The organism is Danxiaibacter flavus, assembly GCF_041060425.1.
Taxonomy (GTDB): domain Bacteria; phylum Bacteroidota; class Bacteroidia; order Chitinophagales; family Chitinophagaceae; genus Danxiaibacter; species Danxiaibacter flavus.
This window is the reverse complement of sequence record NZ_JAULBC010000005.1, coordinates 288,537-305,426: the sequence shown is the minus strand read 5'-3', so window position 1 is coordinate 305,426 and position 16,890 is coordinate 288,537. Positions and strand designations below refer to the sequence as shown.

The window sequence follows — 16,890 nt, the reverse complement described above, 5'->3', positions numbered from 1 at the left end:
ACCATTCATAATTTAACGATTCTGTGAATTGTCAGGCTCTTTTAATGAATGTCTTATAAAACACTTTTTACCTTAATCCGTTTGGTAAGCAAATCGCCATTTCTCCGGATAATGAGGTTCAGTTTTGTGCCGGCGTTTTGCAGCATTGTTTTGTACTGCTGTATGTTTCCTGTAACGTTATTTTCAACAGATACCAGGATGTCGCCGTTTTCCAGTCCTGCCTGTTCTGCAGGTGAACCTTTTACAATATCAGCAATCGTTATCTCCCCATTGATCAGGTAAACACTCATCCCTGAATAGGAATAGTCAAAAGAATCAGTATAATGCTTATTGGGCTTCAGATGAATTTCCCTTTCCGCATAGTTGAGCGTTACATTAAAGCGGCGCAAAATATCATTGCCGATTAAACCGCCAAGCATGGGGTAGGAGGTAATATTAAACTCATCATCAAAAACATAAACCGGCACATTCTTAAAGCTGTACGGACCGATTTTGACCTTTCTTATAACGGTAAGATCCATTGTTTTTTTTCCGCCCAAACCTTCCGCCTGCGTTGCGTAAAATTTTCGCTTACGTTTAAACAGTTCATTGTCCTTAACCAGGTCATTGCAAAAGAGCATGCAAAGGCCCGCGCCGGTATCGAAGTAGTAACGCGTATCAACACTGTTATTGTCTTTGACATAGACGTTTTGAATAGGTATTGTACCGAATGATGGCCGCAACATATATCCGCCTTTAGGATATTTGTATGCACCCTGTAAAAAGACATTCAGTTGAAATTTGTCGTAATCAATTTCAACAATATATCTCCGCAGAAAACTATAGCCGATGATGCCATCAATCTTAACCCCATAAGTGCTCGATAAAAGATCATAATTGTTGATGTGAAAATCCAGGCTGTCAACCTTCAGATTACTTATTTGGAGCGTGTGATTGTATGCAAATTCAACGGTTTTCATTCCCGCAATGCCGCGCACGGTTTTTTCACTCAGTTGTTTTTTTACACCAAGATAAGCGCAGGTTGTAGAATCAAGCGAGATGCCTCCGCTACCAGTATCCAGCACAAAGTTCAGCGAATCTTTATAGTCGTCTAATACTGCCGTAACAATGATAATGCCGCCGGTTATCTGGTAAAAAGGAATTGTAGAAAGCTTGATTGCCGGAAGAGGCGGCATGCCTGGATATTGTTTCTGCTGCGACCAACCGTACGGAGAATAGCAGGCAATGCAGATTAATAGTAGTTTAAGCCGGAGCAAAATAGTTTGTATAGATCTAAAGGTGTGTTGCACAATCGGCGGTATATTCTTCCTAAATAAGTTGCTTTGAAATTACAACAATTGACTTGCATCAACAAGCCGCTCAATAAAATTATGACAAACGGCTAACGGCTATGAGCTATTAGCTATCAGCTGTCAGCAATCAGCTATTTGTCATTTGTCATCGGGCAGCAATGTGATTGACAAATTCATAACAGCTGATTACTTCATAAATCGTACTTGCAGTTATGAGCTATGAGCTATCAGCTGTCAGCAATCAGCTATTTGCCATTTGCCATCAGGCAGCAATGTGATTGACAATCCATAACAGCTGATTACTTCATAAATCGTACTTGCAGTTATGAGCTATGAGCTATCAGCTGTCAGCAATCAGTTATTTGCCATTTGTCATCAGGCAGCAATGTGATTGACAAACCCATAACAGTGATTACTTCATAAATTGTACCTGCAGCTATCAGCTATCAGCATTCAGCTATTAGCTAAAGAACATGAGTCTGCATCTGATTTCGAAACCTGTAACACCTACGTACTTCGTAAATTGTACTTCGTACTTGCAGCTGTCAGCTATCAGCCGGCAAGTGATTTGTAAACCAGCAACACCCGCGTACTTCGTAAATCGTACTTCGTACTTGATTTCACATCCAACACGCGTCATTACATCCGGCCTCTCACATCGTACATCGTACACCGTACATCTCACATCTTACTCGTATTCCCCATTCAACGAGTAATACCCAAAAATCACAAATCCTACTGCAATAGGTGCAAAGATGGTAATGATGATAATCCACGGCAGGTAAACATCCTGGCTTGGATTGGCGCTTATTTTCTGAATGGCTTCATAAATCAAAAAAGCAATAGCTGCAGGACCAATAAGCATCCATACAACGCCCAATATTCTTTTTAGCAGATTCATACAAACTATTTTAAAAAAACATTTCAATCAATTCTGTGCATATCATTGTGAGACATTTAAACCTGATACCTGACACCTGAAACCTTCCCCCTCACACCTATCACAGCATCTCCTTCTTAGGCGTCGAATGAACATATTCATTTTCGGCCTCATCAATATGCGTCGTTATTTTATTACTCAGATAAAGCATGCCGATGATCGCACATAAACCTGCAATGGCGATCGGGTACCACAGACCTGCAAGTACGTCGCCCGCCGGATTTGCGGGTGTTTTGGAATATTCAAACATTAGTGTTGCAATAAATGGTACGAGTCCGCCGAATACACCGTTGCCTATATGATAAGGAAGACTCATACTTGTGTATCGTATTTTGGTTGGAAACATTTCAACGAGAAAGGCTGCAATTGGCCCATACACCATCGTTACAAAGAGCACCAATACAAAAACGAGCGCAATTATTTTCCATGCCTCCGATGAATTAAGGGTGACTGTCTTTTTTACCAATGGTTTTGAAGAGGCTAATGGAACCATTGTTTTTGCATCTGCGGCCTGGGTTTTTATTTCTTTAAGGCTTGCACCATCCGTAAATGTTTTTTCGGTTGTTGTGATAAGTTGCACCAACGAGGCATCTTTAGCGTCAGCTTTTGAATTTGTTGAGGTATGTTCGTTCGCAACTGTTTTTGAAGCAACGTCAGTCACATTATACAGTGTTTTAAATATAGGGCGGTAACAAACAATTGCGAGGAGCATCCCCGCCATCATAATTGACTTCCGTCCGATCCTGTCGCTCAATGCACCAAATACAACAAAAAATGGTGTGGCAAATAACAATGCAATACCAATCCATGTGTTAGCCTGCACATCATTCAGGTTACATGTTTTCAGCAGGAATGTTTGCGCATAAAATTGTCCCGTATACCAAACCACACCCTGCCCCATGGTTGCACCAAACAAGGCAAGCAAAACCATTTTAAGATTGGTTTTATGTCCGAAGCTTTCTTTTAACGGATTGACAGATGTCTTGCCTTCCTCTTTTAATTTATTAAACAGCGGGCTTTCATGCATCTTCATGCGGATGACGATAGACACGATTACTAAAATAACACTTAGCAAAAATGGTAAGCGCCATCCCCATGCTTTAAACTGATCGTCGGATAGAAGATTACGTGTTATAAGTATCACGCCGAGAGACACAAACAAACCAAGCGTAGCAGTTGTCTGTATCCAGCTTGTATAATAACCTCTTCTTTTTGCTGGTGAATGTTCGGCCACATAAGTAGCGGCTCCGCCATATTCGCCGCCAAGCGCCAGTCCTTGCAGCAATCGCAATAGCAATACGATTAACGGTGCCCACGAAAAAGTTTCATATGTGGGGATACAGCCAATGAGAAATGTGGAACCGCCCATAATCACAAGTGTGAGCAGGAAGGTATATTTTCTGCCAACAATGTCGCCCAGTCGTCCAAAAACCAGTGCACCAAAAGGCCTCACGATAAAACCGGCAGCAAACGTGGCCAGCGTTGAGAGAAATGCCAGCGTGGGATTGCCTTGCGGGAAAAATTTTTCTGAAATGACTATGGCAAGGCTGCCAAAAATGTAAAAATCGTACCACTCTATAAGCGTGCCGGCCGAAGAAGCAAATATTACCCGGCGAATGCTGTTTTCCATTGGTTTCATATATGGCGCATTATCGTTTTGTGTTGCTGGCAGATAATGAAGCGGTAAACATCATTATCCACTCTCTAAATGTAACCACAAAAGGTGCTATCACAAAATAATTTCACGTTGAAATGACTACAATAATCTGTAAATCAAACATTGATATTATGGCCTTTCCACTAGTCTGATACGGCATTTAGAAAGTTTTAAGCTTTAGGCTTTGGGCTTTAATCTTTCATTTTTATCAATCGTTTGCACTATTATTTATAATTATTTCGCATACCCGTTTAATTCTTTGGTCGTACATTTAAGGCCGCTTAAACAGTTGCTTACTTATGTCATATCCTTATCAGATCAAATCGCTTGAGGCTTACCAACAGGCTTATAAGCAAAGTATTGAGAGTCCTGAGAATTTTTGGGCGGATGTTGCCAGCCATTTTCACTGGAGAAGAAAATGGGACAAGACATTGGAATGGAATTTTACGGAACCTAAAGTAGAATGGTTCAAAAATGCAAAACTGAACATTACAGAGAATTGTTTGGACAGGCATTTGAAAAATCTGGCCAACAGGCCCGCAATTATTTGGGAACCCAATGATCCGGAAGAACACCATCGCGTTCTTACCTATAAAGATTTGCATTATAAGGTTTGCCAGTTTGCCAATGTACTTAAAAACAATGGCGTTAAGAAAGGTGACCGTGTTTGTATTTATATGGGGATGATTCCCGAGTTGGCCATTGCAGTGCTTGCTTGTGCGAGGATCGGTGCGATCCACTCCGTAATATTCGGTGGTTTTTCTGCTCAGAGTATTGCAGACAGATTGCAGGATGCCCAGGCGGAATATATTGTTACGTGTGATGGTGCTTATCGCGGGCAAAAAGATATTCCTCTTAAGAATGTTATTGATGATGCTTTAATTGGGTGCAGATTTGTTAAACGTGTGATTGTTTGTACCCGCACGAGAACTCCGGTGAGTATGTTGAAAGGCCGCGATGTGTGGTGGGAAGATGAAGTGAAAAAAGTGGAAACACTCGGCATGTTCGATTGTCCGGCGGAAGAAATGGACGCAGAAGATCCTTTGTTTATTCTGTACACATCTGGTTCTACCGGAAAACCAAAAGGAGTTGTACACGCGTGCGGCGGTTATATGGTGTATACCAACTACACATTTGTGAACGTGTTTCAATATCAGCCGGGAGATATCCATTTCTGTACAGCGGATATTGGTTGGATCACAGGTCATAGCTATATAGTGTACGGTCCGTTAAGTGCAGGCGCTACTACTTTAATGTTTGAAGGTGTACCGACTTATCCGGATGCAGGACGTTTGTGGGATATTGTTGACAAATTCCGTGTAAATATTCTTTATACAGCGCCAACCGCTATCAGAAGCCTGATGGGCTTTGGTCTCGGGCCATTGCAGGGCAAAAAACTTACTTCGCTGAAAACGCTTGGAACTGTAGGCGAACCGATAAATGAAGAAGCATGGCATTGGTTTGATGAACATGTTGGAAAAGGAAAATGTCCGATTGTTGATACCTGGTGGCAAACGGAAACCGGAGGCATTCTTATTTCCAATATGGCGGGTATTACTCCGTCAAAACCCAGCTGGGCAACGCTTCCGTTACCGGGTGTGCAACCTATACTGGTTGACGACAGAGGAGAGGAAATAACAGAAGCTGTTGACGGAGAGTTCAAAGGAAATCTTTGTATCAAAGCTCCGTGGCCGGCAATCATCAGAACGACTTATGGCGATCATGAACGTTGTAAAAAGAATTATTTCAGCACTTACCCTGAGCTTTATTTTACAGGTGATGGAGCATTGAAAGATGAACAAGGCAACTACCGTATTACAGGCCGTGTGGATGATGTATTAAACGTAAGCGGTCACCGTATTGGAACTGCCGAAGTTGAAAACGCCATCAATATGCACGCCGGTGTGGTAGAAAGTGCAGTAGTTGGATATCCGCATGATATCAAAGGCCAGGGCATTTACGCGTTTGTGATCTATAATGGCGGTCATGGTGATGATAACCTGCAACGCCAGAATATTTTGCAGACTGTAACCCGCATCATCGGACCAATTGCAAAACCAGACAAAATTCAGTTTGTAAGCGGATTGCCAAAAACAAGAAGCGGTAAAATAATGCGCCGCATTTTGCGCAAGATCGCCGAAAACGAAATGGAAAACATCGGAGATACGTCGACGCTGCTGGATCCGGGAGTTGTTGAAGAGATCAAGAACGGGAAATTGTAGTTAAGTACGAAATACGAAGTACGAAGTACACAGTTGCAAGTGTGTACTTTTTAGGTATTCATGATTCAACTGCAGATGCCTACCCGTACCGACGGTACGTTCGGGCGGTACGATGTCGGATGTCTGATCGCTAATTTGCTGATGGCTGATTTATTCAGGTGCAGCAGCCGAATTAAACACCTGCCGTATTCTTTACGTGATAGTTATAAAAATAAAGCCATGAGGCATCTGTCCCATGGCTTTATTCTCTTATTTTCCAACCTCTTACTTTCTTACAAATCTTACCATCTTACACGTCTTACACGTCTTACGGTCTTACGATCTTACAAGCGCGCTATTCTTATACATCGGCAATACATTCGCCACATCTTCCGTAACACAATATTCCAGGTCGCTTTCTAATCCGTAAGCCGCCAGCCTGTGCCAGTGGGTTGTTTTGCGGATGAAGCTGTAAATATCGTTTTTATGGAGACGATACATGTCTTCCGCCATCATGCTACTATCGCAATGGACGGTGAAATGTTCTTTTATCCTGCTGATCACCGCGCCGGCAAAAAGTGTGTCTTCCATGTTGAATTTATCTTTCCATGCAGAACATCCGAGAATGACATTCTTTTTTAGGCTGATAAGATGATCGCAAACTGCCGAAATATTAGGGAAAGAACCGGTAATAACTTCCGATGCGCCATTGTCCAGCGCCATATGTAATAATTTGGTGCCGTTGGTTGTTGTTAATACCAGGGTTTTATTTTCTATAAAACTTCTTGGATATTCTGCAGGAGAATTACCATGTTGTAATCCTTCAATTATTTTTCCGTCTCTTTCTCCCGCGGTTATTGCGTTGAGGTTGCGCCCTATTGTAACGCAATCTTCCACGCTGGAAACAGGGATAACCTTGTCCGCTCCGTTAAATAAAGCCGTAGCAATTGTTGAAGTAGCTCTGAATACATCGATGATCACAACGATACTGTCTGAAACATTATACAACTTGAGCAATGACGGAGACAGTATTGTGTGAATCGTAGGTTTGTTTTGCATGGCTGCAAAGATAACCCTCCGCCAAAAACATTAAACTACTTATTTAATCAGCTATTTTGTAATATACGCCCGCGAATAAAAACGAATATTGGCTATCTTTCATGACCAATGAGACCAAAACACAACTGCATGAAATACCTTCTTTGTCTTTTATTCCTGTTCCGGTTTGCATATGCGCAATCATACCAAAAAATACATGAGAAAGCAGTTCTTGCTGATACCCACAACGACATTATTTCGACATGTATTGAGAAAGGGTACAGTTTTGATGAAAACCTGGCAGGCAAAACGCACAGCGACCTTGCCAGGATGAAAACCGGTGGTGTGGATGTGCAGGTATTTTCTATCTGGTGTGATGGCAAGCAGCCACAACCTTTTGCGTGGGCCAACCGGGAAATTGATACTTTGTACGCGTGGGTAGCTCGAAACAGCTCTTCCATGATGATTGCAAAAACATATGGAGATGTAAAAAAAGCGCTGAAGCAACATAAACTGGCGGCTATGATAGGAGTGGAGGGCGGCCATATGATTGAGGATGATATACAAAAACTGGACAGCCTGCGCAAACGCGGAACCTGTTACATGACGTTGACATGGAACAATTCCAATCCCTGGGCAACTTCGGCTATGGAAGAAATAACGGATTCTTTGGTGCATCAGCCAAAGGGATTAAGCGAAAAAGGAAAACAGATTGTAAGACGAATGAATGAACTGGGAATGATGGTTGATCTCAGTCATGTGGGGGAACAGACTTTTAAAGATGCTATAAGTGTAACCACAAAGCCGGTATTGATTTCACACAGCTGCGTGTATAATCTGTGTCCTGTTTTCAGAAATTTAAAAGATGACCAGATCAAAGCCTTGGCAAAAAATGGTGGTGTAATTCAACTGAATTTTTTCTCGGGATTTCTTGACAGTAGTTTTCAAAGAAAATATAACGCTTTTATTGCGCTGCATAAAAATGAAATTGATTCCATCAAAAGTGTAAATCCTAACAGTGTGGACAGCATTCTTGATAAGAGATATGCAACAGAAATTGAAAAGATCAAAGCCCCGTTTTCCCTGTTATTTGATCATTTGGATTATATAGTTAAGCTTGTTGGAATAGACTATGTTGGTCTCGGTTCCGACTTTGATGGTATAAGCCTGCCTCCTCAACAATTAAATAATGTGACGACATATCCGCTGATTACGAAAGAACTTATCGCCAGGGGATATAGTAAAAAGGATATCAAAAAAATACTCGGCGGAAATTTCTTGCGCGTTCTCAAAGCAAACGCACGGTAAGAAGCGTACAGTTTATTCAGGACGTTTGATGTCACACCAACCGGACCTTATCAAACCAGGGCCACATATTGCAGGTTATATTTATTGAGGAATTATTTCATCAATAGAAGTAATCTGCAACTCACGCGGACCAATGTGTAACACCGTTCAGACGTAATTTAAGTGTTCGGCATATCAGGCGGCATTTTTGTAGCAAAATAGAGAAACGATCATTGTCAAATCTTTAAACTTATTTGTTATGAAAAATGCAGCAAGTGGAAACGGAGATAATATGAGTGAATCAATGAAAAATTCCGAATTCCACAAACTATTTGTTGATGAGGTAAAGGACATTTATTGGGCAGAAAAAGCACTGGTAAAAGCATTAACAAAAATGCAGAAAGCAGCAACGTCTGAAGAGCTGGCGAGTGCATTTGCAGAGCATCAATCTCAAACCGAAGGGCATGTGCAGCGCCTTGAACAGGTATTTGAACTGTTGGAAATGAAACCTGTAGCTAAAAAATGTCCTGCAATGGAAGGTCTAATACAAGAAGCTGAAGAATTGAAGGAAGAAACAGAAGATGGTTCAAGCGTGCGTGATGCGGCATTGATTTCTGCGGCTCAGAAAGTAGAACACTATGAAATAGCCTCTTACGGAACACTCGCCACATTCGCAAAAACAATGGGGCATAGCGATATTGCAAAGTTGCTGGAACAAACATTAAACGAAGAAAAGGAAACCGACTCCAATCTTACCAGGATAGCCGAGTCAATGGTTAATGAAGAAGCGCTGCATGAATAAATGTGCTCATTTGTATTGAACAACATGTTCCTATTCCCGTGTAAATTGAAGGCCGCTGAAAAGCGGTCTTTTTATTGTGTTATAATGTGGGTCGTGAGTTGTGTATGATGATGTGGTTCGTGGGACACGAACCACGGCACGGATGACACGAACCACGGCGGCATATTCACCTTCGCTCCAATCTCCGCTTCGATAAGCTCATAGCCGACAGCTGATAGCTCATAGCTTAAAAGAGTATGCCACCCTCAATTAAGAAGGCGGCACACATTTCAACCAAAACCAACTGTATCATTTAAAGTTCAGATCCTAAAACCATCGGGTCTGTCGGACTGATCTTCTTTGTTATTTCATTTAAATCTCCTCCGCAATAAGCTGGCAGCTAATAGCTGATAGCTCACAGCTTCCTAAAACCAACTACCAATGAATGCGTTATTCACTTTTTCGCCAACCAGCTTTCTTCTACGGCGAGCCACGTTAAAGCGTTGAACGAACATCGTTATAAACACCATGACGAAGAATATTACAGTGAGTGGCGGAATACCAGCCATGCTTACCCATCTTCCTTTAAATATTCTGCGCATTGGTCTCTTCAATCTTTCAGCTATCAGGTACATACTGGGTACAATAACCAGCGTCATAAAGAACGCGAACATTACACCAAATATGATGGTCCAGGAAAGGGGTTTCCAGAACACAGCGTTATCACCACCAAAGAAGATATGCGGATTTAAATCTGCAAACAGCGTTACGAAGTTGATGTTGAAACCAACTGCCAGCGGTATAAGACCAAGTATTACCGCCAATGCAGTCAGCAATACAGGAATGATACGTGTTTTACCCGCCTGTACAATTGCTTCTCTTGTTTTCAAACCTCGTGCCCTTAGCTCTTCAGTGAATTCAATCACAAGGATACCATTCTTGATTACGATACCTGCAAGACCAAGTATACCCACACCCGTCATAACAACAGATACTTCCATTCCCGTAATTGAAAATCCTAACAACACACCAATAACACTGAAGATGATTTCCGTCAAGATGATCACAGCCTTACTGATGGAGTTAAACTGTAACACAAGTATGAACAAGATCAACATCAATGCAATCAACAAAGCATTTCCAAGAAAGCTTGCTGTCTCAGCCTGCTGTTCTCCCTCACCCGTTTGCTTGATAGTAACACCATCTGCCTTGCCTTTAAAATTGTCCAGATCTCTCGCGATAACCTGGTTAACAGCGGTAGGTGTATAACCTGTAAGCACATTCGATCTTAACGTGATCAAACGTTTCTGATTTTTACGCTTAACACTGCCAAGCGTACTGGTCAGATCAATTTTTACCAGGTTGCTTATCGGTATATCTTTAAAACCACCCGTTGCCATATCCCTGAAAAACACTTTCATGTTCAGCAGTTCTACCAGGTTCTTACGTTGCAATTCATTGTTGCGTAGTTGTATCTTATATTCTTCTTTGCCTTCTTTAATCTTTGATACTTCACGACCAAATAATGCTGTTCTGATCGTTTGACCGATCTGTGCGGATGACACACCTTCAATCAATGCGCGTTCGCGGTCAACACTAAGTGTAATTTCCGGATTGTTCAAATCAACATCCATCTTCAACTCCTCAACTCCCGGCACCTGCAATGAGTCCAGATAGTTCTTCAACGAAACCGATGTTTTGATCAGGTTATCAAAATCTTCACTGGCTATTTCTAAGTTAACGGGAGGATCTGTAGGAGGTCCGCTCGCTTCCTGGTCAACACCGATCTCTGCACCAGGAATGCCCTTCATTGCATTACGGATGCTATCCAAATATGGACGCGTGTGAATACCTTCACGTTTTTCAAATTCAACAAATGAAACCTGTATACGGCCCAGCTCGCTGCGTGTACTTCTATCCCCGCTGTTTGGATCGGCGGCACCAACTGCAACGTTCGTGATCACACTTTCAACAAGCGGATTCTTTTTCCCGTTCTCCATTTTCAGGATCTTGTACACACGGTTCTCCAGTATTTTTGTGACAGAATCAGTATACTCAACGGACGTACCCACCGGTAGTTTCATGTAAACAAAGATCTGGTTCGGATCACCTTTCGGGAAGAATACAACAGGAACCCCACTCGCACCGAAGAACACGAAAGAGAATACAAGCATACCAAATGTTCCCACCAGTAGCCATACGGGCCTCCATCCTTTCAGTGCCCAACGCAACAGGTCTTCATAATGTCCCATGATCCATGGTAACGCACGGTGCTGGAAGGCGTGGATCACACCATCTAAAACATAGCGATATAGCAACACCAACAGTACGAGGCAAATCAGCAGATTTCCTGCAAATGGGTATCCGGACACATCCAGCAAAATACCGGCTGCCAACGCAATCCAGAACATCGGCTTTTTAAAGATGGCTGATTTTGGTTCAGGCTTACCGTCCTCGTGCGACATAAAGTCTACCGCGAACACAGGGTTCATGATGAACGCCACAATAAGTGATGCAGTCAGCGTAAAGATGAGCATGGCGGGTAAGTAAATCATGAACTTACCAATAATACCCGGCCAGAACAGAAGTGGGAAGAATGGTGCCAGCGTTGTAAGCGTACCTGCAAGTACTGGTACAAATACTTCGCCTGCAGCCATCATCGCGCTTCGGGGAGCGCTTATACGGCCCTTGCCTTGTGTAAATATGCGGTGTGTATTTTCAATAACCACAATGGCATCATCCACAATAATACCCAGTCCAAACAACAGCGCAAATAGCACGATAAAATTCAATGTTACATGCGATCCGATGATAATTTCGGCGCTCGGTAAAAACATAAACGCAACGAACATGCTTAATGGTACGGACAATGCCACAAAGAAGGCATTGACCACGCCCATGAAGAACATCAGGATCAGCAGTACGAGTACGAAACCAATAACTATTGAGTTAACAAGATCGTTGAACGAAGTTTTTGTTTTGGTGCTCATGTCACCGGTAATAACAACATCCAGGTCTTTAGGGAACTGACTACCCTTCATTTCATCCACAACCTTTTGCACTTCTTCAGAAGTTTCGATAAGGTTTTCTCCTGAACGTTTGATGATGTTAAGGGTAACCACATTTTTTCCATCCAAACGGGCGTAGCTTTCCCTTTCCTTAATGGTGTCTTTAATTGTGGCAATATCTTTCAAGTAGATTGGAGCTCCTGAGCTGTTACGCAGCACTACTTTTTCAATATCAAAAGCAGTTTTAAACTGGCCCTTCAACTGAAGATTGCGTTTCATGTTGCCAACATCCAGCAGACCACCGGAGATATCCATATTCTCGCGGGCAACTGCACCGGCAATATCATCAAATGTTACACCGGCACTTTGCATGCGGTAATTGTCCACGTTGATCTGAAACTCACGTTCAGGGGCGCCAACAATATCAACACGGTTAATCTGCGAAAGATCTTCCAGCCTGTCCTTCATATCATCAGCAAACTTTTTCAGGCGCTGCTGGTCGTAGTTACCGCTGATATTCACATACATAACCGGAACGTCAGAAAGGCTAACTTCAAGAACCGTGGGTTCCTGTGTAAGATCGTTGGGAAGATCCTGCTTGGCCTTGTCAACGGCGTCTTTCACTTTTTGAAGACCGATATCAGTCTTTACTTCTGTATCAAATTCAACGATAATAGCTGAATAATCCTGTTGAGAAGTACTTGTAAATTTTTTGATCTTGGCGCCGGTTATGCCTTTTATCTGTTTTTCAATCGGACGCGTTACAAGGTTTTCAATGTCTTTTGGTGAGTTGCCTACATAAATGGTCTGTACGTAAATAGTGGGAATCACCACGTCAGGAAACTGTTCCTTAGGTGTAGTGATAAAAACATTAAGCCCCCAAAGGCTGACTATTAACATTAATAAGTAAACAGAAGTCTTATTCTTAATGGCCCAGGAGGTAGGTTTAAACTCTTTAAACTTTCCCGTAATATTTTCAAGTGCGCTCATACTAAGTTTAGTTTTGCCACGCGGGCGTTAAAATAGCATCAAGTCAATTTGAGAAGTCAAAATTCAAAAATCAAAAGTCAAAACCGAGGCTGTAATGCCGCACGTCATACATATTGCGCAATATTTCCATTACAAAGTCTAGATGCCACCTCTCTTGTACGCTTGCGAAGGGTGGCCGCCAAGCTTTTGAATTTTTACTTTTTACTTTTGCCTTATTATTAGCTGGTAGTGATCAGTTGTCCATCATACAAACCCTGGAAACCTTCCGTAATAACGGAGTCGCCTTGTTGAAGACCGCTTTTTACTTCAATCTTATCGCTATACATCTGGCCTTCTGTAACCGCGCGTTTGCGTGCAATCAGCTTTCCGTTTTCTTTAACGGCAACCAACACAAATTTTCCTTTCTCATCCGTCTGCATGGTGTTTACCGGAACAGTGATGGCATTTGAAGCTGTATAATCCTGTATTTTAACAAGTGCTATCTGGTTTGGCCTGAACACATTATCTGCCGGTAGTTTAGCCTCTACATAAAATGAGCGGGAATTCGGATCGATCATTTTACCTGCATTGGTTATTCGTGCCGTTACATTTTTATTGATGTCCGGAAGGTTGATCAGCAGGTTGTCGCCTTGCTTAACTTTTCCAAGATAGTTTTCCGGAACCTGAGCTGTAACCTTAAGGTTTGAAGTATTTACCAGGCGGATATAACCTGACTGCGGATTTCCTGTAAAGAATTCACCCACGCGGATAGTCACATCGTCAGCTACACCATCCATTTCTGCATATACGTTGCTGAAGGACATTTGCTCTTTTATCAGCGCAATCTGTTTTTCAGCCAGTTCAACGTTGTTCTTTGCACCGATCAGTTCCACTTCTGTACCTATATTTTGTTTCCACAGGTTTTCACGGCGCTGGTAAATGTCTTTTGCGTAGGTCAATTGCGTTTGTGCCTGGTCAAGTTGTTTTTGCGCCAGCGCTGCATCAAGCTTTAACAAAAGCTGCCCTTTTTTAACGGCATCCCCCTTTTTTACGTACACTGCTTTTACCTGGCCGCCGGTACCGCGAGGAGTTACGTAAGCGATATTTTCTGATTCAATCTTTCCCTGCAGATCAATATAGTGCGTAAAAGTTGAAGGCGCTACTGATGTTAATGCAACAAGCTTCGCTTTTTCAGGACGGGATGATGGATCCAGTTTAAAGATTTCCTCCTCCAGTTTGGTTATTTCCTCGCTAACCTTTATTTGCTGTGTTTTTAATTCTTCCAGTTTCGCCTTTTTCTTGGACAGATCATCCTTTTTATCTGTAGTTGAGCCACAAGAAGCAAATGCTAATGTAATGGCTGCGATAAGTATTAAATGTATCCCCCTTTGCATATAGAGTAATTTGAAATTGATGGTAATGGTTGTGTTTATGGAAGTTTACCAATGGCTTTTGTGTAATCAATCTTGGCAATTACAGCATCATATAAGGCATTGATAAAATTGGTTTGTGCATTGATAAGGTCAGTCTGCGAATTGGTGATATCCGTTGTTGAACCCAACCCAGCTTCATATTTTTTCCTCGACTGGTTGTATACCTGTTCTGCCAGTTTCATATTGTTGCGTTGGTTTTCCAGTGTAATGATCGCTGCTCTGAATTTGTTACGCGCTGTTTCTACATCGGTATCAATATTCAACTTGAGGTATTCCATCTGGTTGTGCGTCTGCTCTGCCTGCAGTTTGGCCTTTTGCACGTTGGCAGCTTTAGTCATTCCGTCAAAAATCGGAATATTGATATTCAGGCCAATAAACCATGTAGTGAACCAATCGCCTTTTCCAATAAAGTCGAATTGTCCGCGATAAGCCTGTTTGGCAAACTGGCTTGTTAAGTTTGCGGACGGCAGGTACATGTATTTATATCTCTTTACATTGTAATCATTCAGAATGTTAACCTGCTCAAGCAACTGATAGTCTTTTCTGTCAGAATACTGGAAAGTACTGTCCTCCAGTAAACCTTTCCTGATGTTGTCCTCAGTGATTTTATCTGTTAATACAATCGAGTCCTGTATCGGCATACCGATCAGGTATTTCAATCCGAGATAACCATTGTCAATTGTTCTTTGGGTAGTTAGCTTTTGTGTTTCAAGATTAGCTAACTGAACTGCGGCGCGATCAACATCCAGTTGCTCCGTAAAACCATTGGCATGCATCGCCTTTGTATCGTTATACAGTTTTGCCGTACGTGTAATGTTCGCATCAATTTGTTCCATCTGTGTTTTACTAACCACCAGCTGGTAATACACTTTGTAAATATTGGTGCGGATGTTTTCATCAGTAACCTCAAAATTTTTCATTTGATAGTCCAATGAAGCCTTACGCGCCTGCAAACCAACAAACACCTGTCCGTCAAACAATATCTGCGATAAAGTAACTCCTGCTGATGCATTCCACTTGGTACCAAAAGCGGCACTGATATAACCAAAATCTGCAGGGGAGGTAATGGGTTGGCCACTTCCGTTCTTTACGCCTTCATGCTCCAGAACACCGTAGGTTCCCATCGCAATAAAGTTGGGAAATACCTGCACCGGAACATTGGGGAAAAAGTTAGTACCAACACTACCATTCACCTGCGGTAGAGCAGTGGCGGTAATACCCCGGTTGGTTTGCTGTTGAATTTTGTAATCAATCAGTGCATTCTTTACCTGTACATTATTCTTCCTGGCGTATTCAACGCATTGTTGTACCGAAAACTCATGATATGCTGTCTCTTGCGAGGTCTGAGATGCAGGGACCGCTTGCGGACTTTGTGCAACCGACATAAAAGCTGTAGCACTAAACAAACACACGGTTCCTATGCGCTTTAGATATTGCATAATGTTGGTTTTATATGGTTTTTTTGTGTTGGTATTTCTCAATGATCTGTCTGCCTTTTTCGGTAGATATGCCATAGAGAAAATGATAATACAGTTCTCTCGCAACATCCATCAGGCTGTATTTGCTATTGGGATACAGGTCCTGGTTGAAGATTAAAAAAGAACTTTCAAGCCGGAATTTGGAAATAATGTCAACATTAAAGTCATTTCTATAAACGCCTTCTTCAATGCCGCGCTCAATATTCCGCCTTATCAGCTCGAGCAAAAAACTCTCCTTATGTTTTTTAAATACCAGGAAAGCTTGCGGATAAAATTTTTCCAGATCAAAAACAATAAAAGGGTTCATGGCCTCCATGGTCATCATTTTTGATTCAAGGTCCTGGATCAATTCCTCAATTGCGTTTTGGGATTCTTCCCGTTGACGGATACATTCATCACGCATAGAATTCAACTCCTTCTGCATCACGTCTTCAACCAGCTCATCTTTATCAGCAAAAAACTGGTAAATAGTTTTTTTACTAATACCTGACTGGCTGGCAATCTCATCCATTGTAACAGACTTAAATCCGTATTTCAGGAATAATTCTCGCGCCTTTTGTTGTATTCTTTCCTTCATTTTTCCTAAACTGGTGGACAAAACTATAGAAACTTTTTTCGTTACAATAGTTTCCATTAGTTTTTCTTTTCATTTTTATCTGAGTGGTCAAAATGAAGGATAAGTTGCAAGATAAGGATTAACGCTTAAATAATGTTTAAACATAATGTGTTGCAGGTTTAATTTTACCGGCAGGGGGTTACAAAACGTTTTAAAAAGTATAAATAAAGTATAGCGCATACGGCGTTTG

The 16,890-nt window shown here is 41.9% G+C and carries 11 protein-coding genes; 3 read left to right on the top strand and 8 right to left on the bottom strand.

Going from position 1 to position 16,890, the window contains the following annotated elements; all coding sequences use genetic code 11:
* Nucleotides 1-53 precede the first annotated feature (53 nt).
* The 3 genes from QTN47_RS16195 to QTN47_RS16185 all read right to left on the bottom strand — a co-directional run bounded on the left by QTN47_RS16195 (nt 54) and on the right by QTN47_RS16185 (nt 3,871).
* Complete coding sequence (locus QTN47_RS16195; RefSeq protein ID WP_369330441.1) at nt 54-1,175, bottom strand: aspartyl protease family protein; 1,122 nt, start codon at nt 1,173-1,175, stop codon at nt 54-56.
* Between the two features lie 805 nt (nt 1,176-1,980).
* Entirely contained in the window at nt 1,981-2,193 is a 213-nt protein-coding gene (locus tag QTN47_RS16190) for a DUF6814 family protein (protein ID WP_369330440.1), read from the bottom strand.
* A gap of 100 nt (nt 2,194-2,293) precedes the next feature.
* Nucleotides 2,294-3,871 (bottom strand): MFS transporter, encoded by a 1,578-nt coding sequence (locus QTN47_RS16185; protein ID WP_369330439.1) that lies wholly within the window; start codon nt 3,869-3,871, stop codon nt 2,294-2,296.
* Nucleotides 3,872-4,188: 317 nt separating this feature from the next.
* On the opposite strand from QTN47_RS16185, the gene acs reads away from it, so the two are divergent.
* Nucleotides 4,189-6,111 (top strand): acetate--CoA ligase, encoded by a 1,923-nt coding sequence (acs, locus tag QTN47_RS16180; RefSeq protein WP_369330438.1) that lies wholly within the window; start codon nt 4,189-4,191, stop codon nt 6,109-6,111.
* Nucleotides 6,112-6,426: 315 nt separating this feature from the next.
* On the opposite strand, the gene QTN47_RS16175 is transcribed toward acs, so the two are convergent.
* A complete protein-coding gene (locus QTN47_RS16175; RefSeq protein ID WP_369330437.1) occupies nt 6,427-7,149 on the bottom strand; it encodes a 2-phosphosulfolactate phosphatase in 723 nt (240 codons plus the stop codon).
* Between the two features lie 129 nt (nt 7,150-7,278).
* Here QTN47_RS16175 and QTN47_RS16170 point away from each other — a divergent pair, with 129 nt between their 5' ends.
* On the top strand, nt 7,279-8,436 hold the full coding sequence (locus QTN47_RS16170; RefSeq protein ID WP_369330436.1) for a dipeptidase: 1,158 nt from the start codon (nt 7,279-7,281) through the stop codon (nt 8,434-8,436).
* Nucleotides 8,437-8,674: 238 nt separating this feature from the next.
* Nucleotides 8,675-9,217 carry a YciE/YciF ferroxidase family protein gene (locus QTN47_RS16165; RefSeq protein ID WP_369330435.1) on the top strand — a complete coding sequence of 181 codons (543 nt, stop codon included), beginning with the start codon at nt 8,675-8,677 and terminating at the stop codon, nt 9,215-9,217.
* 404 nt (nt 9,218-9,621) lie between these two features.
* Here QTN47_RS16165 and QTN47_RS16160 read toward each other — a convergent pair whose 3' ends face one another.
* From QTN47_RS16160 to QTN47_RS16145, 4 genes are all read right to left on the bottom strand, one after another.
* On the bottom strand, nt 9,622-13,194 hold the full coding sequence (locus tag QTN47_RS16160) for an efflux RND transporter permease subunit (protein ID WP_369330434.1): 3,573 nt from the start codon (nt 13,192-13,194) through the stop codon (nt 9,622-9,624).
* Nucleotides 13,195-13,412: 218 nt separating this feature from the next.
* Nucleotides 13,413-14,567, bottom strand: coding sequence for an efflux RND transporter periplasmic adaptor subunit (locus tag QTN47_RS16155; protein WP_369330433.1), 1,155 nt, complete (start codon nt 14,565-14,567; stop codon nt 13,413-13,415).
* Between the two features lie 35 nt (nt 14,568-14,602).
* A complete protein-coding gene (locus QTN47_RS16150; RefSeq protein WP_369330432.1) occupies nt 14,603-16,045 on the bottom strand; it encodes a TolC family protein in 1,443 nt (480 codons plus the stop codon).
* A 10-nt stretch (nt 16,046-16,055) separates the two neighbouring features.
* Nucleotides 16,056-16,718 carry a TetR/AcrR family transcriptional regulator gene (locus tag QTN47_RS16145; RefSeq protein WP_369330431.1) on the bottom strand — a complete coding sequence of 221 codons (663 nt, stop codon included), beginning with the start codon at nt 16,716-16,718 and terminating at the stop codon, nt 16,056-16,058.
* Nucleotides 16,719-16,890 lie beyond the last annotated feature (172 nt).

Coding starts and splice junctions, on each gene's coding strand:
- QTN47_RS16170 (WP_369330436.1), top strand. CDS start 7,279: ATGAAATACCTTCTTTGTCTTTTATTCCTGTTCCGGTTTGCATATGCG.
- QTN47_RS16160 (WP_369330434.1), bottom strand. CDS start 13,194: ATGAGCGCACTTGAAAATATTACGGGAAAGTTTAAAGAGTTTAAACCT.
- QTN47_RS16190 (WP_369330440.1), bottom strand. CDS start 2,193: ATGAATCTGCTAAAAAGAATATTGGGCGTTGTATGGATGCTTATTGGT.
- QTN47_RS16185 (WP_369330439.1), bottom strand. CDS start 3,871: ATGAAACCAATGGAAAACAGCATTCGCCGGGTAATATTTGCTTCTTCG.
- acs (WP_369330438.1), top strand. CDS start 4,189: ATGTCATATCCTTATCAGATCAAATCGCTTGAGGCTTACCAACAGGCT.
- QTN47_RS16150 (WP_369330432.1), bottom strand. CDS start 16,045: ATGCAATATCTAAAGCGCATAGGAACCGTGTGTTTGTTTAGTGCTACA.
- QTN47_RS16155 (WP_369330433.1), bottom strand. CDS start 14,567: ATGCAAAGGGGGATACATTTAATACTTATCGCAGCCATTACATTAGCA.
- QTN47_RS16175 (WP_369330437.1), bottom strand. CDS start 7,149: ATGCAAAACAAACCTACGATTCACACAATACTGTCTCCGTCATTGCTC.
- QTN47_RS16195 (WP_369330441.1), bottom strand. CDS start 1,175: ATGCCGCCTCTTCCGGCAATCAAGCTTTCTACAATTCCTTTTTACCAG.
- QTN47_RS16165 (WP_369330435.1), top strand. CDS start 8,675: ATGAAAAATGCAGCAAGTGGAAACGGAGATAATATGAGTGAATCAATG.
- QTN47_RS16145 (WP_369330431.1), bottom strand. CDS start 16,718: ATGGAAACTATTGTAACGAAAAAAGTTTCTATAGTTTTGTCCACCAGT.